Raw genomic sequence first — 20815 nt, 5'->3', positions numbered from 1 at the left:
GTTTTCCTGGGTTCTTCGGCACCAAAACCGCCATTCGAGTTGCGTGGTCCACGAGCCCGTACAAATGTGAGATCGAGGTCACCTACTTCGGGAGCGGGCTCGATGGCCAACGGAGCCGAGCAAGCGTTACTGCAGGTCGGAGGGCTGGTACGCCGGGCGAAGGTGTCCCCGGACGGCCGGGCCCTCTACCAGATCGGCGGCCGGGAGGCGGACGCCTTCTATCGCGACCGGTGGTCCTACGACAAGGTGGTGCGCTCGACCCACGGCGTCAACTGCACCGGGTCGTGCTCGTGGAAGGTCTACGTCCGCGACGGCATCATCACCTGGGAACAGCAGCAGACCGACTACCCCACCGCCGGCCCCGACCGGCCGGAGTACGAGCCGCGCGGCTGTCCCCGGGGCGCGGCGTTCTCCTGGTACACCTACTCCCCCACGCGCGTGCGGTATCCGTACGCTCGCGGGGTCCTGCTGGAGATGTTCCGTGAGGCGCGGCAGCGGCTCGGGGACCCGGTGGCCGCGTGGGCCGACATCCAGAACGACCCGCAGCGGCGCCGCGCCTACCAGCAGGCCCGCGGCAAGGGCGGCCTGGTGCGGGTGAACTGGGACGAGGCCCTCGAGATGGTGGCCGCCGCCCACGTGCACGCGATCAAGGAGTACGGGCCGGACCGGGTCGCCGGGTTCTCCCCGATCCCCGCCATGTCGATGGTGTCGCACGCGGTCGGCGCCCGCTTCATGAGCCTGATCGGCGGCTCGATGCTGTCGTTCTACGACTGGTACGCGGACCTGCCGGTAGCCTCCCCGCAGGTGTTCGGCGACCAGACCGACGTGCCCGAGTCCGGCGACTGGTGGGACGCGTCCTACCTGCTGATGTGGGGCTCCAACGTGCCGGTGACGCGGACCCCGGACGCGCACTGGATGGCCGAGGCCCGCTATCGCGGCCAGAAGGTCGTCGTGGTGAGCCCGGACTTCGCCGACAACGTGAAGTTCGCCGACGAGTGGATGCCGGCGCAGCCCGGCACCGACGGCGCCCTCGCCATGGCGATGGGCCACGTGATCCTCAAGGAGTTCTTCGTCGACCGGCGCACCCCGCGCTTCGTCGACTACGTGCGCCGGTACACCGACCTGCCCTTCCTGATCACCCTGGAACCGGGCGCGGACGGGGCGTACCGGCCGGGCAAGTTCCTCACCGACGCCGACCTGGGCGGGCAGTCGCCGTTCAAGACGGTGCTGTGGGACTCGGTCACCGGCGCACCGGCGGTGCCCCACGGCAGCCTCGGGCACCGCTTCGGCGAGCCCGGCGAGTGGAACCTCGACCTCGGCGCGGTGGAGCCGGCCCTGACCTGCCTGGAGACCGGAGAGTCGGTGGAGGTGGAGCTGCCGCGCTTCGACTCCGACACCCCGGGTGTGCTGCGCCGCGGGGTGCCCACCCGTACCGTCGCCGGCAAGCTGGTGACCAGCGTCTTCGACCTGCTGCTCGCGCAGTACGGGGTGGCCCGGCCGGGGCTGCCCGGGCAGTGGCCGGCCGGCTACGACGACGCGGCGACGCCCTACACCCCGGCCTGGCAGGAGCCGATCACCGGGGTTCCGGCGGCGCAGGTGGCCCGGGTGGCCCGCGAGTTCGCCGACAACGCCGAACGCTCCGGCGGACGGTCGATGATCCTGCTCGGCGCGGGCGTCAACCAGTGGTTCCACGGCGACGCGACGTACCGGGGCATCCTGGCGCTGGTCACCCTGACCGGCTGCCAGGGGGTGAACGGCGGCGGCTGGGCGCACTACGTGGGCCAGGAGAAGTGCCGGCCGGTCACCGGCTGGCAGCAGCTGGCGTTCGCGCTGGACTGGGTCCGCCCGCCGCGGCAGATGATCAGCACGGCGTACTGGTACACGCACACCGACCAGTGGCGCTACGACACCTACTCCGCCGACACCGTGTCGTCGCCGACCGGCAGCGGCCTGTTCGCGGGCAAGCACACCATGGACCTGCTGGCCCAGTCGGCGCGGCTCGGCTGGATGCCGTCGATGCCGACCTTCGACCGCAACCCGCTCGATCTGGCCGACGAGGCCGGCGACGACCCGGGTTCCTACGTCGCGCAGGCGCTGCACTCCGGTTCCCTGAAGTTCGCGGCCACCGACCCGGACGCGGAGCCGAACTGGCCCCGGGTGTTCACCGTGTGGCGGGCCAACATCCTGGGCTCGTCGGCCAAGGGCAACGAGTACTTCCTGAAGCACCTGCTCGGCACCGGCTCGAACCTGCGCGCAGGCGAGGCGGGACCCGAGCACCGGCCGCGGGACGTGCGGTGGACCGAGCAGGCCCCGGAGGGCAAGCTCGACATGCTGGTCAGCCTGGACTTCCGGATGACCTCCACGACGCTGCTCTCCGACGTGGTGCTGCCCGCCGCCACCTGGTACGAGAAGCACGACCTGAACACCACGGACATGCACCCGTTCATCCACGCGTTCACCCCGGCGATCAACCCACCCTGGCAGACCCGGACCGACTTCGACATCTTCCACGGCCTGGCCCGGCACTTCTCCGCGCTCGCCAAGACCCACCTCGGGGTACGCAGGGATCTGGTGGCCGCGCCGCTGCTGCACGACACGCCGGACGCGATGGCCACCCCGTACGGGCGGGTCCACGACTGGCAGGCCACCGGTGAGGTGCCGGTGCCCGGCAAGACCATGCCGAAGATCGTGGTGGTGGAGCGGGACTACGGCGCGGTCGCCGACAAACTCGCCGCGCTCGGCCCGCTGCTCGACAAACTCGGCACCGCCACCAAGGGCGTCGCCGTCGACGTCAAACCGGAGATCGACTACCTGCGGCGCAAGAACGGCGTGGTGCTGGGCGACCGGCCCTCGCTGGCGACGGACATCCACGCGTGCGAGGCGATCCTCGCCCTCTCCGGCACCACCAACGGCCGGGTCGCCACCGAGGGCTTCCACGACGTGGAGAAACGCACCGGGGTGAAGCTGGCCGACCTGTCCGCCGAGCACGAGGGCAAACAGATCACCTTCGCCGACTGCCAGGCCCGGCCGGTGCCGGTGATCACCAGCCCGGAGTGGTCCGGCAGCGAGACCGGCGGGCGCCGCTACTCACCGTTCACCATCAACGTCGAACGCCTCAAACCGTGGCACACGCTGACCGGCCGGCAGCACTTCTTCGTCGACCACGACTGGATGCACGAGGCCGGCGAGGCGCTGCCGATCTTCCGGCCGCCGCTCAACATGCACCGGCTGTTCGGTGAGCCCCAGCTGGGCCGCAACGGGGAACTCGAGATCACCGTGCGGTACCTGACACCGCACTCGAAGTGGTCCATCCACTCCGAGTACCAGGACAACCTGATCATGCTGACCCTCTCCCGCGGCGGCCCGACGATGTGGATGAGCGAGGCCGACGCGGCGAAGATCAAGGTCCGCGACAACGACTGGATCGAGGCGGTCAACCGCAACGGCGTCGTGGTCTGCCGGGCCATCGTGACGCACAAGATGCCCGAGGGAACGGTGTACTTCTACCACGCCCAGGAACGCGTCATCGACGTGCCGAAAGCCGAGATCAACGGGCGGCGCGGCGGCATCCACAACTCGCTGACCCGGCTGCTGGTCAAACCCACCCACATCATCGGTGGCTACGCCCAGCTGTCGTTCGCCTTCAACTACCTCGGCCCGACCGGCAACCAGCGCGACGAGGTCACCGTCATTCGCCGGCGCTCGCAGGAGGTGGAGTACTGATGCGCGTGATGGCCCAGACCGCGATGGTCATGAACCTCGACAAGTGCATCGGCTGCCACACCTGCTCGGTCACCTGCAAGCAGGCGTGGACCAACCGCTCCGGCGTCGAGTACGTGTGGTTCAACAACGTCGAGTCCCGGCCCGGCCAGGGCTACCCGCGCACCTACCAGGACCAGGACCGGTGGCAGGGCGGCTGGGTGCGGACCCGGACCGGGCGGCTCAAGCCGCGCGCCGGCGGCCGGATCAAGAAACTGTTCGGCATCTTCGCCAACCCGAAACTGCCGGCCATGCGGGACTACTACGAGCCGTGGACCTACGACTACGAGCACCTGCTGACCGCGCCGGCCGGCGAGGACCTGCCGGTGGCGCGGCCGAAGTCGCTGCTCACCGGCGAGGACACCAAGGTGACCTGGTCGGCCAACTGGGACGACTCCCTCGGCGGCGGCAACGAGATCGCCGCCGGCGATCCGGTGCTCCAGCAGGTCAGCGATCAGGTACGCCAGGAGTACGAGAAGGCGTTCCTGTTCTTCCTGCCCCGCATCTGCGAACACTGCCTCAACCCGTCCTGCGCCGCGTCCTGCCCGTCCGGCGCCATCTACAAGCGCGCCGAGGACGGCATCGTGCTGGTCGACCAGGACCGGTGCCGCGGGTGGCGGATGTGCGTGACCGGCTGCCCGTACAAGAAGGTGTATTTCAACCACCGCACCGGCAAGGCCGAGAAGTGCACCTTCTGCTTCCCCCGCATCGAGATCGGCCAGCCCACCATCTGCTCGGAGACCTGCGTCGGCCGCCTGCGCTACATCGGCCTCATGCTCTACGACGCGGACGCCGTCGCCAAGGCCGCCGCCGTCAAGGACGAACACGATCTGTACGAGGCGCAGCGCTCGGTCTTCCTCGACCCGAACGACCCCGCCGTGGCCCGGGCCGCGCTGGCCGCCGGCATCCCCGAGGACTGGATCGACGCGGCCCGCCGCTCCCCGATCTGGGACCTGATCATGAAGTACGAGGTGGCGCTGCCGCTGCACCCGGAGTACCGGACCATGCCGATGGTCTGGTACATCCCGCCGCTGTCCCCGGTGGTGGACGTGCTGCGCGACACCGGGCACGACGGCGAGGACCCGCACAACCTGTTCGGCGCCGTCGACGCGCTGCGGATCCCGGTCGACTATCTGGCCGGGCTGTTCACCGCCGGCGACCCCGCCCCGGTCCGGGACGTCCTGAACCGACTCGCCGCGATGCGCGCCTACCAGCGGCGGATCAACCTCGGCGAGAAACCCGACGACTCGATCCCGGCCGCGGTCGGGATGACACCGGACGAGATGAACGACATGTACCGCCTGCTCGCCATCGCCAAGTACGAGCAGCGCTACGTCATCCCGGCCGCGCACGCCGAGGACGCCCACCGCCTCGAACAGCTCGGCACCGAGTGCTCCCTGGAGTACGACGGCGGCCCCGGCATGTACCAGACCGGCCCGTTCGGTGAGGCGTCCGGCACCCCGGTCCCGGTGCAGGTGGAGACCTTCCACATGCTGCGCGACCGGCAGACCGCCGACGAGCCCCGCCGGCTCAACCTGCTCAACTGGGACGGCAAGGGCCGCCCGGAGGGCATGTTCCCGCCGCCCAAGGACGAGTCGTGAACGCCGCGGTCGCCGCGCGGGCCGCGTCGCTGCTGCTGCGTTACCCCGACGACGGGGTCCTCGCCGCGCTGCCGCTGATCGCCGACGCCCTGCCCGCCATGCCGTCCGGGGCGGCGCGGCAGCTGGCCCCGCTGGCCGGTCACCGGGCCGCGACCGACCCGGCGCGGCTGCGCGCCGAGTACGTGGAGCTGTTCGACTTCCGCCGCCGCTGCTGCCTGCACCTGACCTACTACACCTGCGGCGACACCCGCAAACGCGGCGAGGCCCTGGCCGGCTTCGCGGCCGCGTTCAAAACCGCCGGGTACGAGGTGGTGGACGGCGAACTGCCCGACTACCTGCCCGCCGTGCTCGATCTGGCAGCGGCCGACGACGCCGGATGGCGGCTGCTGCGCGACAACCGGGTCGGCCTCGACCTGCTGAGTCAATCCCTGGAGCGGGACCGGTCGGTCTACCGGCACGCGGTCGAGGCGATCCGCGCGCTGCTGCCCGCCCCGAGCACCGGGGACCTCACCGCCGCCGCCCACCTGGCCCAAACCGGTCCGCCGGCCGAGCAGGTGGGCCTGCAACCGTTCGGGAGCAACCGGTGAACGAATTCCTCTGGGTGATCTACCCGTACCTGTCGATCGTGGTGCTGATCGGCGGCACGATCTGGCGGCACCGCTACGACAAGTTCGGCTGGACCACCCGCTCCTCGCAGCTCTACGAGTCGGCGATCCTGCGGTGGGGCAGCCCGCTGTTCCACTTCGGGGTGCTGATGGTGCTGGTCGGGCACGTCATCGGCCTGCTCATCCCGAAGTCGTGGACCGAGGCGGTGGGGATCAGCGAGCACGCGTACCACCTGATGGCCGTGTTCGTGGGCACCGTGGCCGGGCTGTGCACGCTGATCGGCATGGCGATCCTGATCGCCCGCCGCCGGCTCACCGGGCCGGTCTTCGCCGCCACCACGAAGAACGACAAGGCCATGTACCTGGTCCTGGCCGCGGTCATCGTGCTCGGGCTGTGGGCCACGGTGCGGGCGAACATCGCCGGCGGCGGCTACGACTACCGGGAGACGGTGTCGCCGTGGCTGCGGTCGCTGTTCTACTTCCAGCCGGACGCGGCGCTGATGGCCGCCGTCCCGGCCTCGTTCAAGATCCACATCATCGCGGCCTTCGCGCTGTTCGCGTTCTGGCCGTTCACCCGGCTCGTCCACGCGTTCAGCGCCCCGGTCGGCTATCTGACCAGGCCGTACGTCGTCTACCGCTCCCGTGACCCCCGACCCGGCCTGCGCCCGGCGCGCCCCGGCTGGGAACGCCCCCCGATGACCTGAAAGGCCCTCCCGTGCAGAAGACCTCCCTCGCCGACCTGGCCGAACAGCACCTGGCAGCGGCACGGACCGCGTCCGGCGGGCGCAGCGCGCACACCGTCGTCGGTGGCCACGCCGCGACGCTGCGGCAGACGCTCATCGCGCTGGCCGGTGGGCAGCGCCTCGACGAGCACGAGAGCCCGGGCGAGGCGACCCTGCACGTCCTGCGCGGCCGGGTGCGGCTGGTGGCGGGCGAGGACAGCGCCGACGCGTCCACCGGCGAGTTGCTGGTGATCCCGGACGCCCGGCACCGGCTCGACGCCGTCCAGGACAGTGTCGTGCTGCTGACCGTCGCGGTCGGTTCGGCGCCTGTGCCGGATTGAGCCCGCCGTGGACAATGAAGGGCATGGATGAGGAGCAGAAGGGTCGAGGACCGGTCACGTCCGGCGCTACACCCGACCCCTCGCCGCCCGGAACTCCACCGCCCGAGCCACTGTGGCGAGAGAAGCGCTCGACCTTCTGGGACCCCGAGGACTACGGGGTTTCCCCTCCCCCGGGCGCTGACCCGCCGGCGTCCGAGCCGCCTCCTCTGCCGCTTCGGGCGCGCCTGCGCCTCCGCGCCGCGGCGATGGGCCCGAAAGCCCTGCACGCGCTCGCCCTGCTGGCCCTGGTGGTCGTGGCGGGCTTCCTCGCCTTCGGCCGCGAATCGAGCGACAACAGGGTGCTGGTGGCCAGTGCGCTCGGCACCACCGCCCTGGTCCTGACCGCGCCGTACCTGCTGGCCGTCATGACATCCGGGCAGAAGCGCCGCCTCGCCTCCGGCGCGCGGGGCGCCCTGATCCAGCAGCGGCACCGGGGACTTTCGGTCCACGAGATCCGAACGCTGCTGTCGGGCGAGCTCGCAGCTCTGCCCTCCCTCGGCGACGCCGCGAGCGCCAGCGCACACCCGCTGCTGGCGCGGGAGATCGCCGGCGTCCGGCGAGCCACCGCACGACTGCTCGAGGCTGAACCTCGTCCCGCCGCGGGCCACTCGGCGGCAGCCGCATGGGACAGCAGGGCACACGACCTCCTCGCCGCGATCGCTGACCTGCGGAAACGGGAGCGTCGGGCCCGCTGGGCATACCGGCTCAACCTGCCGCTGAGCCGGGAGGCCGCCGCCAACTTCGCCGCCGTGCGCACGGCCGAGCGCATCGAACGGCTCACCGACGCCATGTCCTCCTACGTCGTTCCCTCCTCCCGTGGTGGTGCACATGGCTGAGCCGTCGTCACCGATGTCGTCCACCGCGTGGCCGGGCCTGCTGCCGCCCGGCGCCGTCGCCGAGTGGAAGAAGGTCGACGAGAACGCACCGGCGATCCTGCTGGAGCAGATCGCCAAGGACGCGGTACACGTGCGGCGGATGGCCTGGGCACGGCTGATCCTGGCGGTGCTGCTGTTCGCCGGGTCACTGGCCCTGTCCACCTACCTCATCCACTCCCAGCAGATCCTCGGCGGGGTGGTCAGCGCGGGCGCCGGCACGATGACCGTCGTGACGATCCTGCTCACCGGGAAACCACCGGTCCCGCGCCGGAAGTAGTCAGCCCTTCCGCATCGGCACGTGGGTGCCGATGCCGGCCTCGGCGGCCCGCCGGGCGGCCGCGCGGGCCGCGTAGAGGTCCTGCACCGCCAGGCCGACCGACTTGAACAGCGTGATCTCGTCCGGGCCGGTGCGGCCGGGCACCCGGCCGGCGAGCACCTCACCCAGCTCCGCGGCAATCTCAGCCCGGCGCGGCCCCTCCCCCGACTGGTTGGGGCGGCCGGGCTCCACGCCGGGCTCCGTGGCTGGCTCGGCGCGGCGCGCTGCCTCGGCGCGGCGCGCTGCCTCGGCCGGCAGGAGCAGGTCGTCGGCCTCGGCGGCGGCTGACTCGCGGCTGTCCACGATGATGCGGCAGCGTGCCACCAGGGCGGGCGCCAGCTCGCGGGAACCGGGGCGGCTGGCGCCGACGGCATTGAGGTGGGTGCCCGGCGCGACAGCCGACAGCAGCGGGGTCGGCGAGGCGGTCACGGTGCAGACGACATCAGCGCCGGCCGCGGCCTCGCCGGGTGAGGCAGCCACGGTCACCCTGACGTCGAACTGGGCCCGCGCCCACTCGGCGAACTCGGTGGCGCGCTGCGGCGTACGCCCCCAGACCTGAACCGACGTGATCGGCCGGACCTGGAGCATGGCCTCCAGGTGCGTGCGCGCCTGCGCGCCGGTGCCGATGACGGCGAGGCTTGCCGCGCCGGTGCGCGCCAGCGCGCCGGTGGCCACGGCGGAGACCGCGGCCGTGCGGATCTCGGTGATCGCCGCGGCGTCGGCCACGGCGGTGGGCAGCCCGGTGTCACCGTCGAAGAGCAGGACCAGGCCGTTGTGGGTGGGCAGGCCGCGGGACGGGTTGGCCGGCTTCACCACGATCGTCTTCACGGCGAACAGCGGCTGCGCCGGATCGGCCACGCACACCGGCATCGCGCCGAGGAAACCGGCCGGACCGCCGTCGATCACGGTGCGCAACGGCTGGCGCAGCTGCTCGCCGGCGGTGGCCAGCATCGCCTCGCGCGCGGCGGCGATCGCGTCGGTCATGGGCAGCGCAGCCCGGGTGTCCGGGCCGTCCAGCACGATCATCCGCAGCCTCCTCCGCTCCAGGTATCGTCCCGCACCGGTTCGACCGTAGTCCGATCAACGACCCATTGATTGCGGCCGATGAATACGGGTGCAGGGTGGGAACGTGAACAAGCTGGTGTTCGTCGCCGCCCTGACGCTGGCCGGCCTGCCGGTCACCACCGAGCCGGTCCGCGCCGACATCGACGCCGTGCAGGTCTGGAACGGGTTCGCCCTCGACGCCGTGCGCGCCACCCGGGCCACCGACGCGGACGCCGCCCGGCTCTACGCCATGGTCAACGTGGCGATCTACGACGCGGTCAACGGGCTCGCCCACGACCGGCGCAGCCCGGCGCTGGTGCCGGGGCCGGGACCACGACATGCCGATCCGCAGGCAGCCGCGGCCGCCGCCGCGCACGCGGTGCTGGTGCGCCTCGACCCGGCGCGCACACCCGGCTATGACGCACGGCTGCACGACGACCTGGCCCGGCTGGACGGTGACGGCGTGGCCGGCGGCGCCGAGTGGGGCCGTCAGGTCGGCGAGTCGGTGGTCGCGGCCCGCACCGGCGACGGTTCCACGCCGGTGGAGAGCCAGCCGGCCGGCGCCGGGCCCGGCATGTTCCGGGCTGCCTGGTCCGGCACGCAGTACCGCCGGGTGCGCCCCTTCGCGGTGGCCGACCCGGCGCGGCACGTCCCCGGTCCGCCGCCGGCGCTGACCAGCCTGGCATACGCCGCCGCGTACGCCGAAGTGGCCGTCCTCGGCGATGCCGCCCTGCCGGACGACGGCCTGCTCGCCACCTATCAGTTCTGGTCGCTGCCGGCCGGGTCCAGCCAGCCGCCCGGCGAATGGCTGCGGATCGGGCTGGGCGTCGCCGGGAAGCAGGGTCTCGCACTGGCCGACGAGGCCCGGCTGGGCGCGCTGCTGACGATGGCGCTCGCCGACACCACCGTGGCGACGGTGGGCGCCAAGTACACCTACCGGCACTGGCGCCCGACGACCGCGATCCGCGAGGGCGACACCGACGGCAACCCGGTCACCGCGCCGAACCCGGGCTGGTCCGCGCGGGCCGGCAGCGTGGGCGGGACCCCGGAGTACGTGTCCGGGCACAGCTCGTACAGCGGCGCCGGCGCGACCGTGCTGGCCGGCTTCTTCTGCCGCGACACGATCGCATTCAGCCACGCCACCGACTCCGCGCCCGGCGGCGCCGCCCGCGGCTATCCGGGCTTCACGGCCGCGGCCGCGGAGGCCGGGCGGTCCCGGGTCTACGGCGGGCAGCACTTCGACTTCAGCAACCGGGCCGGGCTCGGCGTGGGCCGCGACGTCGCGGCCGAGGTGCTGGCCACCTCGCTGCTGCGCCGCAGCGGACCCACCCACTACGGCGCCTGCCCTCGCTGACCAGCCTCAGGACGTGGCGGCGGACGCCACCCGCAGCGCGTCGGCCGCGTGCTGGTTCATGTCCAGCTCGCTGTGGATCACCTCGAGGATCCGCTGGTCGGTCCCAATCACGAAGGTCATCCGCTTGGTGCTCAGCGGGCCGAGGTTGAGCTTGCGCTTCACCCCGTAGGCCGCGATCGTCGTGGAGTCGGCATCGGACAGCAGCGGATAGTCGAAGGTGTAGGTCTCCGCGAACTGCTTCTGCTTCTCGATCGGGTCCCGGCTGATGCCCACCCGCTGCACACCGGCCGCGCGATACTCCGCCGCCAGGTCACGGAAGTGGCAGGCCTCGGCGGTGCAGCCCTTGGTCATCGCCCCGGGGTAGAAGAAGAGGACGACGGGCCCGTCCGCGAGGAGGTCGGCCAGCCGCCGCGGCGTGCCGTCCTGGTCGGGCAGTTCGAAGTCGGGCGCGATGTCGCCCTTGCCGATGGTCACCCGAGCCAGTGTACGGAGGCGAATCGCCGTCACCTTCGCTCGCCGCGGCGGCCAACAGGAAAGCCGCTCGCCGCGGCTGTTTCCGGGCAGGTGTCACTCGACCGATCGGACAGGTGGCTCAGGTCACTGACGGACGGTAGCGTTCCATCGTGCCCCGTGGACGATCAGCCCACATCAGCCGCCTGGATGCAGGAATGGTCGTCGTGATCGGTGTCGTCTGTCTGGCGACCGCGTCGGCTGTGCGTCCCAAGGTGGATCTGCCGTGGGATCGCGACGGCCCGGCTGTAGCCACCCGCCAGCGAGCCGGCCAGTTGGTCCGAGCACAACAGCAGGCCCAGCACAAGAATGACGAGCGCAAAGCGCTCACCGCGCGGATCGTCAAGGAAACCGTCGATCAGGAAGCCGACCGGGTCGCCCTGGCCCGAGCGCCGGCCGATCAAGCCAAGAAGATCAAGAAGCGGGTCGACGACCGAGAAGCGCTGATCACCGTCCTGCGAGCACGTCGGGACGCGGCCGTGCTGGATCAGGTCGCCGCTGATAGTGCGGTTCGTGTCGCTGCCGAGAAGGCCAGAAAGAGCGAGCGCGCCGCGGCCGACCGCCTGGGGTGGCTGGCCCGAGCGAGTCTCGGGGTGCTGACGCTGCTGCTGTGGGCGGCTCTCATCACCCTATGGGGCGGGCTGCGGCTCATCCGGCTCCGGCAGGAACGTCTGGTGCATGCGCGTTTCGCGGTCCCGGGGAGCCTACTGCTGCTGTTCGTTCTGCTGGCCGGAGTGAGCCTCGGCTGGGTCGCCGCCGCCGTGATCCTGCTGGGCTTGTTCGCCGTCTGGATCTTCCGGGCCGGGGGCCGGCATGCGTGACAACAACGATGCGCCGGTCCGGAAGCCCGACGACGATCTTCTGGAGATGGACGGCTACGCCGCTGATCTCGCGGAACAGCTCGCAACCGACCCGCTCCCGTTCACCCTGGGCCTTTACGGGTCCTGGGGTGAGGGAAAGACGACGTTCGCGCATCTGATCGAGCATCATCTGCGACAGCGCACAGGATGGACCGACTCGCGGTTCGTCGAGTTCTCCGCGTGGCCGTACGTCACCGCCGACGCGATCTGGCGCGCCCTGCTGGAGACCATCGCCCGCGCCGTCTACCGCCCCACCGACGAGGCCGACGTCGAGGAACTCACATCGGAATCCGTGCCCACCCGTTTGCGGCGAATGTTGCTTCGGCCGCTGTTTCCACAACCGGACGGGTCCGCAGGTGACAACGCCTACCAGGAACTCATGGCCCGCCTGGGACGTGCGACCGTGCTGACCGCACGCACCGGGCGAGACAGTGAGGCGGCACGCCAACTGACAGTGCTCTCCGGGTTCGCCCTGGACGTGGCCGCGTCCGCCGCGCCGCCGATCGCCGCGCTTCGGAATCTCTTCGGCAAGGGCGAGGACGCCGCGAAGTCGGCCGCGGCCAGAAACCGCGAGGTCCAAGGAGTTGAAGAGATGCGGCGGGCGGTGAGGCAGTTGTTCGCAGCTGCCGGAAAGCCTCGCACGATGGTTCTCGTCGACGACCTCGACCGTTGCCTTCCCGAAGTCGCCCTGGACGTCCTGGAAACGCTCAAGATCTTCCTGGCCGAATGCACGTCGACCGGCGCAGAGTGTCTGTTCGTCATCGCAGTCGACCGAAAGGTCCTCGAACGGGGCCTCACGACGCGCCTCGGAGCCGAGGACACCCACGCGGCGAACGCCCGGAACTACTTGGAGAAGATCGTTCAGCGAGGTGTATCGGTCTCGGAGATGCGGGATCTGTCGACCACCCAGCTCATCGGCGGCCATTTCCCGGAGTGGGTCGGCGCCGCGGACCTCCTCAACCTCGCTACCCAGGGGAACCCACGCCGGTTGAAGCAGCAATGCGATCTGCTTTCGCTGCACTACAAACCGGAGAGGAGGCCAGCATGAGCGACACGACGGACCACCTGCGGTGGTGGCGTCAGATGGTGCGCGCCTCCGTGACCGGGCAGCCGACGAGCGGAACGGCTGACGAAGGGTCGCGGAAACCCGCCATCGAGATTCTCGCGAGGTTCGCCGACGCCAAGGCAGTCGGCGGCACGATCGAGAGTGCGGACGGCCCGTTCACATTCATTGCGGCAAAGGTCGCGGAGCAGTCGGGAACCACCTCGCTGGAGTGGCTCCACCAGCAGTTCTTCATCCGGGTCCTGCGGCTCTGGAACCGGGACCACAACCGTGCCGAGGCTCTGCGGCACGCGAGCACACGGCCGGACTTCCCGGCCGCGATGGGCGCGCTCGAGAAGTGGCTCGCGGAGCCGAATGACAGCGCGGAAAGCGCTGAGAGACCTGCCCTGGCCGAACTCTTGGACTCGGAACGCAATCTCGACCGGGAGGAATGGCGGTCCCTGGTCGGCGGCGCGCCCCGATTGGCGCAAACCCCGGTGGAGCACCTTCAATCCGACGTCATCGCGCTGGGTCGCCACCCTTCGCATTTGGGTGACTACCTCGACAACGTCACCGAGTACCAGACTCTCGCCCAGACACTCCTGGAGAGGGCCCGCGTGACGAATCCGGCCTTCGACCTCTGTGTACGGACGCGACTCGACGTGGCGCTCGACCTGGTGCGGCGGCGCCGCTTCGCAAAGCTCCGGATGCTGGAGCTGGGCTGGCCGGACCTGATGGAGAGGGTCCGGATGCCCGGCGGCGTCCGCCGTCTGCGTCAGCTCGAGGCGCAGGTGCTTGGCGACGAGGACGCTGAGGTGCCCGCCGAGGCATGGGCGCAGTTCCTCGACGACGAACACCTCAAGGAGTTCCTCCGGACCGCGCCGCACTTCCGAGCGATCAATGACGGCTTTCTCGCATACGCGGCCGGTGGGGAGCAGCGTCCCGCGACGCCACGGCCGGAGTCGGAGGAGCTCGCCGCGTACCGCGACGCCGAACTGATCCTGAAGGACGGGCCCAAAGAACCCCGGGAGACCTGGAAAGGCACCGCTGTCCTGCGGCCTCCGCAAGGAGACGACGTCAAGTGGACGGTCACCATCAAGGTGAAGGAACTGACCGAGGCTGCCAACCGTTTCTCGCACCTCTATCACGGATTGCCGCCCGACGGGCGCCGCACCGGGCCGGTGACGCGAGACCTCATCGCCGCGCCCGAGGATCCGGCGGTGACGACGGAGGAGTTCGGCCTCAGACTTTGGGAACAGACCTTCGGCGCCGATGCGAAAGCAACCGCGGTTCTCCTCGACATTCTCGCCCGACGCGATCGGGTGCGCCTGACTGTCGAGTCGGAGAGCAGCGCCGTCGCGGATCTGCAATGGGAGTGTCTGCGGATACCCCGGCTGCGGATCACTGCCGGGCTGACCCGCAAGCTGTCCGTGATCAGGACGGTGTCGGACCCGGTCAGCCTTTTCCCGCACACCATCGGTGCGCCGCTACGGGTTCTCCAGGTCCTCGCCGAGCCGGACGGGGTGCCCGCCCTGCCCGGTGCGCGGCAGGAGATGCAACTGCTCAAAGAAAGCTTCGCCGAGGCCGAACTACAGCAGACTGCCACGCTGCACTCCATCGCGCGGGCGACAGAGCGCGGTTTACGGGAGAACCTGCGCCGCTTCCGTCCCCACGTGCTGCACTACATGGGTCATGCCATGGTCAACACGGATGAGAAACAGGCAGCATTGGTCTTGTCCGACGATCAGGGTCGGCGATTCGACCTGACCGCTGAGAAACTCACCAACGAGTTGCAGGACTCCGGGGTCGTGCTGGCCGTGCTCAACGGCTGCATGACGGGCGTCAATCCGGGCGCTGACGAGTCGGCATTCGGGCTCTGCCAGTCGATCGTGCGTCAGGGTGTCCCCGCCGTGGTCGCGACGGTCCGCAACGTGGGCGACACCGCGGCGCTTCGCTTCGCCCAGGAGTTCTACCAGGCTTTCATCGACGGTCATCCGCTCGAGGAATGTGTAACCGAGGCCCGTAAGGGCGTCTTCATGCAGGGCGGCGATTGGTCGGCATGGGCGACTTTCGCCTCAGAGTTGGCCGACCTGCAGTCCATCCGGCTGCGCCTGCCAACGCGCCGTTGATCGTCGCTGCGGCGATGGTTGCCCCGAAGCGATGCGCCATCGCTTCGGCCAGGCACCATGGCGACAGGTTGATCAGGGGGCCGGCGTCCGCGTGGCCGGCTCCGGGCGGGCGGCGCGCGCCGGCAGCCGGGCGTCGAGCATTTTGAAGAGGGCGGCCAGTGCCGCCGCGACCACCAGCACCAGGCCGGTGTTGCGCAGCGCCGCCGGGTAGCCGATCTCCGTGACGGTGAGGAACGGGTACGGGTACCAGTCGGTGAGCGCGCCGTGCACGAAGGTGTAGGTGATCCAGGCGGCGGGCCAGACGAACGCGGCGGCGACGGTGCCCCAGGTGATCCGGGGTCTCGGGCCGAAGATGAGCCAGCCGAGCAGGTAGGCCCACGGGGAGACGTAGTGGAAGGCGACGGTGAGCCACCAGGACAGCCCGGTGAGGTGGACCTGGGAGGCCAGCACGGTGCCGAAGACCGCGCCGGTGATGACGATGCCCAGCAGGGCGTCCAGGCGGGCGACCCGCCAGCGGCGGCTGTCACGCCACGGATCGAGGGCGAGCAGCGCCGCGGTTGCCAGGACGAGCAGGTTGCTCTGGATCGTGAAGTAGCTGAAGAGCCGGAACAGCCGCACGCCCGTGCCGGTCGCGGAGTCGGTGCGGCCGGAGTTCGCGTCCGCGCCGCCGGTGAGGATCAGGGTGATCTGCGTGATGAGGGCGGCCAGCACCACGATCGCGATCAGACCGTGCCAGGCCCGAGACGATCGGCCCCCGCTCGATGTCATACCGGCATGCTTCCATGTCATGGTCAATCCGGCGAGGCGGCGAGGCGGCGCTGCTGGTCGATGGCGAGGCGGCGCTACTGGTCCACGGCGAGGCGGAGGCCGAGGGCGATGAGGATGCCGCCGGTGGCGGTGTCGATACGGCGGCGCAGCGAGCGGCGGCCGCGCAGCCACTGGCCGATGCGGCCGGCGAAGACGCCGACTCCGCCGTCGATCAGGAACTCCACGGTGATCAGGATGACGCCGAGCACGGCGAACTGGACCCACACCGAGCCCAGCGACGGGTCGACGAACTGGGGCAGGAACGCCACCGAGAAGGCGATCATCTTCGGGTTGGACAGGTTGGTCAGGAAGCCCGAGAGGAAAGCGCGGCGGCCGGGCAGCGCGGGGCCGCCGGCGCCGGGCTGCAGCATCAGGTCGCCGCGCTGGCGGATCATCTGGACGCCCAGGTAGGCGAGGTACATCGCGCCGGCGATGCGCAGCACGGTGAACGCCTCGGGGACCGCGGTGAACAGCGCGCTCAGGCCGGCCGCGGCCAGCAGCACGTGGACCGCCTCGCCGGCGGCGATCCCGGTGGTGGCGAGCAGGCCGGCGCGGGGCCCGCCGCGCATGCCGCAGCTCAGCACGAACAGCATGTCCGGGCCGGGCGCGGCGGTCGCGACCACGGTGGCCAGGGTGAAGGCGACGAGAAGATGCGGATCAAGAGGCACCGGATCAGCCTCGCACGCGGCCACGGCGAGCTCCATCTGAATGAAGCGGGGCTCAGCGTAAGTTCTGCTTATGCTCGATCCCCGCCGGCTGAGCCTGCTGCGTGACGTCGCGGCCACCGGGACCATCGCCGCGGCGGCCGCCCGGGCCGGCTGCACCGCGGCCGCCGCCTCGCAGCAGCTGTCCGCTCTCGAACGGGACCTGGGCGCCGCCCTGCTGGAACGGTCGGCCCGCAGCGTCCGGCTCACCGAGGCCGGCCGGGTGCTGGTCGAGCACGCCACACCCCTGCTGGCGTCGCTCGCCGAGGCCGAACGCGCAGTCCGCGACGTGGCCGGGCTGCGCGGCGGGACGGTACGCATGGCAGCGTTCGCCACGGCCGGCACGAGCTTCGTGATCCCGGCCCTGACCGTGTTCCGGCGCCGGCACCCGGACGTGGAACTGCACTTCGCCGAACTGGAGTCGGACGAGGCGCTGCCCCGGGTCCGCGCCGGCGACCTCGACCTGGCGGTCACCCACGAATACACCCCGCTGACCCGCCCCGACCTGCGCGGGCTCACCCAACGACCGCTCTACCGCGAGCCGCTGCTGCTCGCCGTACCCCGGCGGCTGCAACCGGCCGAGCCCGCGCCGGTGGACCTGGCCGGCTTCGCCGGGGTCGACTGGGTGGCCGCGCTGACCGGCAGCGGCTTCCAGGCGGTGACCGAGATGGCGTGCCGGGCGGCCGGTTTCGAACCGCGCGTCCGGATCCGGGTGCACAGCTATCCCATGGTTCTCGCCATGGTCGCCGCCGGGTTCGGTGTCTCGCTCGTGCCCAGCTGGCGGCGACCGCCCAGCGCGGGCTGGCCTATCTGCCGATCGCCCGCCCGGGCGGGCTGGCCCGGCAGATCTACGCCACCACGCGGGTGGGCGGCCGCTCCCCCGCCGTGCAGCGCCTGCTGCGCTGCCTGACCGAGGCGCTGGCCAAGAAGACCCGCTGAGCGGCCGGCGCTCAACTTCGGCGAGAACCGGCCGATGGGATCAGGTCAGGGTTGTCGGAGGGAGACAGCATGGGCCGGCCGCGCGCCGTCGTGCCCGCCTGGGCCGTGCACGTCTTCTTCCTGGTCTGCGCGACCGTCGCCCCGATCGGCTACGAGCTCGCCGGCCACGCCGGGCAACCGGCCGTGCAGACGCTGGTCGCCGCGCTGCCCACGGTCACCTTCGTGGTGGCCCTGCGCTCCGGGAACCTGCCGCTGCGGCGCCCCTGGGTGATGGCGGTCAGCGGGCTCGCGCTGCTGGTGGTGGCCCAGCTCGCCTGGCCGTCCTGGGTCCGCGACGGCCGCCTCGGGCAGGCCGAGGGGAGCCTGCCCGACCTGATGCTCTCCGCCTCGCACGGGCTGTTCCTGGCCGGCGCCGCGCTCGGGCTGCGCCGCCGGATGGCCGAGGACGCCGGCGGGATCGTCGACGCCGCCCTGGTGGGGCTCTGCGCCGGCGGCCCGCTCTGGGTGTGGGGCATCCAGCCGCACCTGACCGGCGCCTCGATCACCGGCCAGACCCTGTTGCTGATCGACGTCCTGGTGCTGTGCGGCGTGATCGGCTGCCTGCTGCGGATGGCGACCACGGCCGGACCGGCCCGCGCCCCGCTCACCTATCTGCTGGTCACCGCGGCGATCACGCTGGCGGCCCTGGGCGTCGGCTCGCTGAGCGCGGACGGCGCCGACCGGCTGGCCGCCCAGCTGTGGCTGCTCGCCTTCCTCACCCTCGCCGTGGTGCCGCTGCACCCGGGTGTCTTCGCGGTGACCGAGCCGCGGCCGGGCGCGCAGCCGTCCGGTGGGCGGCCCCACCTCGCCTGGCTGGCCGCCGCGCTCAGCACGAACCCGCTGCTGACCGCGGTGCAGACGATGCGCGGCAGCGACTCCGCCAGCCTGCTGCTGCCGATCGGCACCCTGATGGTGATCCCGCTGGTGCTGCTGCGCATCCACCGGCTCACCGTGCAGCGCGAGCACGCCGAGCGGACCCTCGCCTATCAGGCGTCGCACGACGAGCTGACCGGCCTGTGCAACCGCCGCCACGTGATGGGCGAGATCGACCACGCGCTCACCGGCGTGCACCGCGGCGACCTGGCCGGCGTGACGGTCCTGCTGTGCGACCTCAACGGCTTCAAGCCGATCAACGACCGGTTCGGGCACCTGGTCGGCGACGAGGCGCTGACCGTCGTCGCGCAGCGGCTGGCCGCCGCCACCGCGGCCGGCGACCTGGTGGCCCGGCTCGGCGGCGACGAGTTCCTGGTGGTCCGCCGGGCCGCGACCGCCGGCGACCTCGCCGACCGCATCCATGACGCGCTGAACGAGCCGATGCTGCTGTCGGCCGGCCCCGTCTCGGTCGGTGTGACGATCGGCGCCGCGCACGCCGGCCCGGGCGACGCGACCAGCCGGGAGGCGCTGATCGCCCGGGCCGACGCCGCCATGTACGCCCGCAAGGCCGCCCGTGCGGCCTGACCTTTCCTCAAGCCGGCAGCCCGGCAGCCGATATGCCGAGCACGCGCCCGATCCGGCGGGCGCGCGTCACGGGAAGTCAGGAGAGGGCATGCGGCTCGGTGCGGCTGGGCTGGCCGCCGCGGCGTCGATGCTGGCGGAGGTCGGCCTCATCGGCCTCGGCACCCAGGTGAGCTTTCCCAAGGCGCTGGTGTGGATCCCGGCCGTCCTCGGCCTGATCGTGGCGTTCGTCATCTGCCGGCAGACCGCCCGCAGCCTGGACGGTCCGCTGCGGGCCTTCTGGCGGCGCTTCTCGTTCGCGGTGACCGGCATGCTGGTGGCCGCGATCAGCCAGACCGTCGACGTGCTGACCACGCCGGCGACCACGGTGCCGCCGGTCAGCACCCGCACGATGCTCATCTACGTGATCGCCTCGGCTGTCGCCGCCACCACGATGGTGCGGTTGCCGGCCAGCCGGCGTACCTGGCGGCAGCGGGCCACCGCGATCCTGGACGTCACCGTGGTGGCGCTGGCGGCGCTGATGGCCGGCTCGGAGTATCTGCAGTGGTTCGGCCGGACCCTCGCCGACGAGCCCGCCGCCGTCCGGTTGAACACCGCCGTCCTGGCGATCACGGTCGCCGGCATCGTCATCGTGCTCAAGGCCATGATGGCCCGGAGCAACCCGATGCCGTGGCCGGCGCTGTGGTTCCTGAGCCCGATCGCCATCGCCGCGCCGCTGTCCGTGGTGCTCATCGAGGTGCTGCGCCCGTGGCCGCACCTCAACGGCAGTGCTGCCGTGCTGCCGGCGGCCGGCCTGATGTGCTCGCTCGCCGCCCGTCTGACCCGTCTCGCCGCGACGCCGGCGAACCGGCAGCCGGCCTCGATCCGGCGCGGCACCATCGTGCCGCTGGTGGCCAGCGCCCTGACCGGCGCGCTGATCGTGACCGTCTACTCCCGGACCGGGCAGCTCGGCGGCGAGCTGGTGACCGGCGCCGCCCTCATGCTGCTGCTGGTCGCGGCACGCCAGGCGTTCGCGCTGGCGGACAACAACATCCTGCTCAACGCGGTCACCCATCACGCCGAGCACGACGAGCTGACCGGCCTGCACAACCGGCGGCACCTGGCCGCGGCCATCACCGACCGGCGGGGTACGCGCACCGTGGCGCTGATCGACCTGATCGGGTTCCGCTCGGTCAACGAGAGTCTGGGCACCACCGCCGGCGACACGCTGCTGTCCGCGTTCGCCGCCCGGATCACCGGTGTGGCCGGCACCGCGGCGGTGGTCGCCCGGGTCGGCGGCGACGAGTTCGGCCTGCTGCTGCCCGGTCCGGCGGGCCACGCCCCGATCGAGCGGCTGCTCGCCGCCGGCCGCGAGCCGCTGCACGTCGACGGTCAGGACGTGCTGATCGACGTGGCCGTCGGGGTCGCCGACGGCGGCGACGCCGAGGCCGCCGACCTGTACCGGCGGGCCGGCATCGCGCTGCGCGCCGCGCAGGCCGGCGTCGGCCCCACCGCCGTGTGCTACGACGCCGCTCTGGAACAGCAGGTGACCCGGCGCAGCCAGATGGCCGCCGACCTGCGCCGGGCCCTGGCCGACGGGGGCACCGCGGTGCTGGGCGAGGAACGGGTCCTCCGGCGTTTCACCGCGACGTTCTGGCGACGCCTCGTGCGGCGAGCCGCGGTTCCCGCGAACTG

Annotated in this window: 18 protein-coding genes; 14 read left to right on the top strand and 4 right to left on the bottom strand. The window is 71.5% G+C overall.

The annotated features are described in order from the left end of the window. Positions 1-102: 102 nt before the first annotated feature. The 7 genes from AB0F81_RS38900 (at position 103) to AB0F81_RS38870 (ending at position 8219) form a co-directional block, all read left to right on the top strand. Positions 103-3723: a nitrate reductase subunit alpha gene (locus AB0F81_RS38900; protein WP_360206188.1), complete on the top strand. Its 3621-nt coding sequence runs from the start codon at positions 103-105 to the stop codon at positions 3721-3723. Beyond that, positions 3723-5360 carry a nitrate reductase subunit beta gene (gene narH, locus AB0F81_RS38895; protein WP_360206185.1) on the top strand — a complete coding sequence of 546 codons (1638 nt, stop codon included), beginning with the start codon at positions 3723-3725 and terminating at the stop codon, positions 5358-5360. The genes AB0F81_RS38900 and narH overlap by 1 nt, the downstream gene beginning before the upstream one ends. Then, complete coding sequence (gene narJ / locus AB0F81_RS38890) at positions 5357-5947, top strand: nitrate reductase molybdenum cofactor assembly chaperone (protein WP_360206182.1); 591 nt, start codon at positions 5357-5359, stop codon at positions 5945-5947. The genes narH and narJ overlap by 4 nt, the downstream gene beginning before the upstream one ends. After that, the gene (gene narI, locus AB0F81_RS38885; protein WP_360206180.1) at positions 5944-6669 is read left to right on the top strand and encodes a respiratory nitrate reductase subunit gamma; all 726 of its coding nucleotides are present in this window, start codon (positions 5944-5946) and stop codon (positions 6667-6669) included. Before narJ ends, narI begins: the two co-directional genes overlap by 4 nt. Before the next feature lie 11 nt (positions 6670-6680). Further along, complete coding sequence (locus AB0F81_RS38880) at positions 6681-7028, top strand: cupin domain-containing protein (protein ID WP_360206177.1); 348 nt, start codon at positions 6681-6683, stop codon at positions 7026-7028. Between the two features lie 245 nt (positions 7029-7273). Beyond that, a complete protein-coding gene (locus AB0F81_RS38875) occupies positions 7274-7903 on the top strand; it encodes a hypothetical protein (protein ID WP_360206174.1) in 630 nt (209 codons plus the stop codon). Then, positions 7896-8219 (top strand): hypothetical protein, encoded by a 324-nt coding sequence (locus AB0F81_RS38870; protein WP_360206172.1) that lies wholly within the window; start codon positions 7896-7898, stop codon positions 8217-8219. The genes AB0F81_RS38875 and AB0F81_RS38870 overlap by 8 nt, the downstream gene beginning before the upstream one ends. On the opposite strand, the gene AB0F81_RS38865 is transcribed toward AB0F81_RS38870, so the two are convergent. Beyond that, positions 8220-9284, bottom strand: coding sequence for an ornithine cyclodeaminase family protein (locus AB0F81_RS38865; protein ID WP_360206169.1), 1065 nt, complete (start codon positions 9282-9284; stop codon positions 8220-8222). It abuts the gene before it with no gap. A gap of 103 nt (positions 9285-9387) precedes the next feature. On the opposite strand from AB0F81_RS38865, the gene AB0F81_RS38860 reads away from it, so the two are divergent. Next, on the top strand, positions 9388-10656 hold the full coding sequence (locus tag AB0F81_RS38860; protein WP_360206166.1) for a vanadium-dependent haloperoxidase: 1269 nt from the start codon (positions 9388-9390) through the stop codon (positions 10654-10656). 6 nt (positions 10657-10662) lie between these two features. On the opposite strand, the gene AB0F81_RS38855 is transcribed toward AB0F81_RS38860, so the two are convergent. Continuing rightward, positions 10663-11130 carry a peroxiredoxin gene (locus AB0F81_RS38855; RefSeq protein ID WP_360206164.1) on the bottom strand — a complete coding sequence of 156 codons (468 nt, stop codon included), beginning with the start codon at positions 11128-11130 and terminating at the stop codon, positions 10663-10665. Between the two features lie 194 nt (positions 11131-11324). On the opposite strand from AB0F81_RS38855, the gene AB0F81_RS38850 reads away from it, so the two are divergent. The 3 genes from AB0F81_RS38850 to AB0F81_RS38840 are packed head-to-tail and all read left to right on the top strand — an operon-like array spanning position 11325 to position 15197. After that, complete coding sequence (locus AB0F81_RS38850) at positions 11325-11987, top strand: hypothetical protein (RefSeq protein WP_360206161.1); 663 nt, start codon at positions 11325-11327, stop codon at positions 11985-11987. After that, positions 11980-13074, top strand: coding sequence for a P-loop NTPase fold protein (locus AB0F81_RS38845; RefSeq protein ID WP_360206158.1), 1095 nt, complete (start codon positions 11980-11982; stop codon positions 13072-13074). Before AB0F81_RS38850 ends, AB0F81_RS38845 begins: the two co-directional genes overlap by 8 nt. Beyond that, a complete protein-coding gene (locus AB0F81_RS38840; protein WP_360206156.1) occupies positions 13071-15197 on the top strand; it encodes a CHAT domain-containing protein in 2127 nt (708 codons plus the stop codon). Before AB0F81_RS38845 ends, AB0F81_RS38840 begins: the two co-directional genes overlap by 4 nt. A 72-nt stretch (positions 15198-15269) precedes the next feature. Here the strand turns inward: AB0F81_RS38840 and AB0F81_RS38835 are convergent, their stop codons facing one another. Next, complete coding sequence (locus tag AB0F81_RS38835) at positions 15270-15965, bottom strand: Pr6Pr family membrane protein (protein WP_360206153.1); 696 nt, start codon at positions 15963-15965, stop codon at positions 15270-15272. Positions 15966-16039: 74 nt separating this feature from the next. After that, positions 16040-16672 (bottom strand): LysE family translocator, encoded by a 633-nt coding sequence (locus AB0F81_RS38830; RefSeq protein WP_360206151.1) that lies wholly within the window; start codon positions 16670-16672, stop codon positions 16040-16042. 70 nt (positions 16673-16742) lie between these two features. On the opposite strand from AB0F81_RS38830, the gene AB0F81_RS38825 reads away from it, so the two are divergent. From AB0F81_RS38825 to AB0F81_RS38815, 3 genes are all read left to right on the top strand, one after another. Continuing rightward, the gene (locus AB0F81_RS38825) at positions 16743-17618 is read left to right on the top strand and encodes a LysR substrate-binding domain-containing protein (protein ID WP_360206148.1); all 876 of its coding nucleotides are present in this window, start codon (positions 16743-16745) and stop codon (positions 17616-17618) included. A 98-nt stretch (positions 17619-17716) separates the two neighbouring features. After that, entirely contained in the window at positions 17717-19144 is a 1428-nt protein-coding gene (locus AB0F81_RS38820) for a GGDEF domain-containing protein (protein WP_360206145.1), read from the top strand. A gap of 88 nt (positions 19145-19232) precedes the next feature. Beyond that, on the top strand, positions 19233-20815 hold a 1583-nt coding region (locus tag AB0F81_RS38815; protein WP_360206142.1), incomplete at its 3' end, for a GGDEF domain-containing protein.

Source organism: Actinoplanes sp. NPDC024001 (assembly GCF_040638955.1).
GTDB lineage: Bacteria > Actinomycetota > Actinomycetes > Mycobacteriales > Micromonosporaceae > Actinoplanes.
The sequence above is the reverse complement of the archived record's forward strand: the minus strand, read 5'-3'. Positions and strand labels throughout refer to the sequence as shown.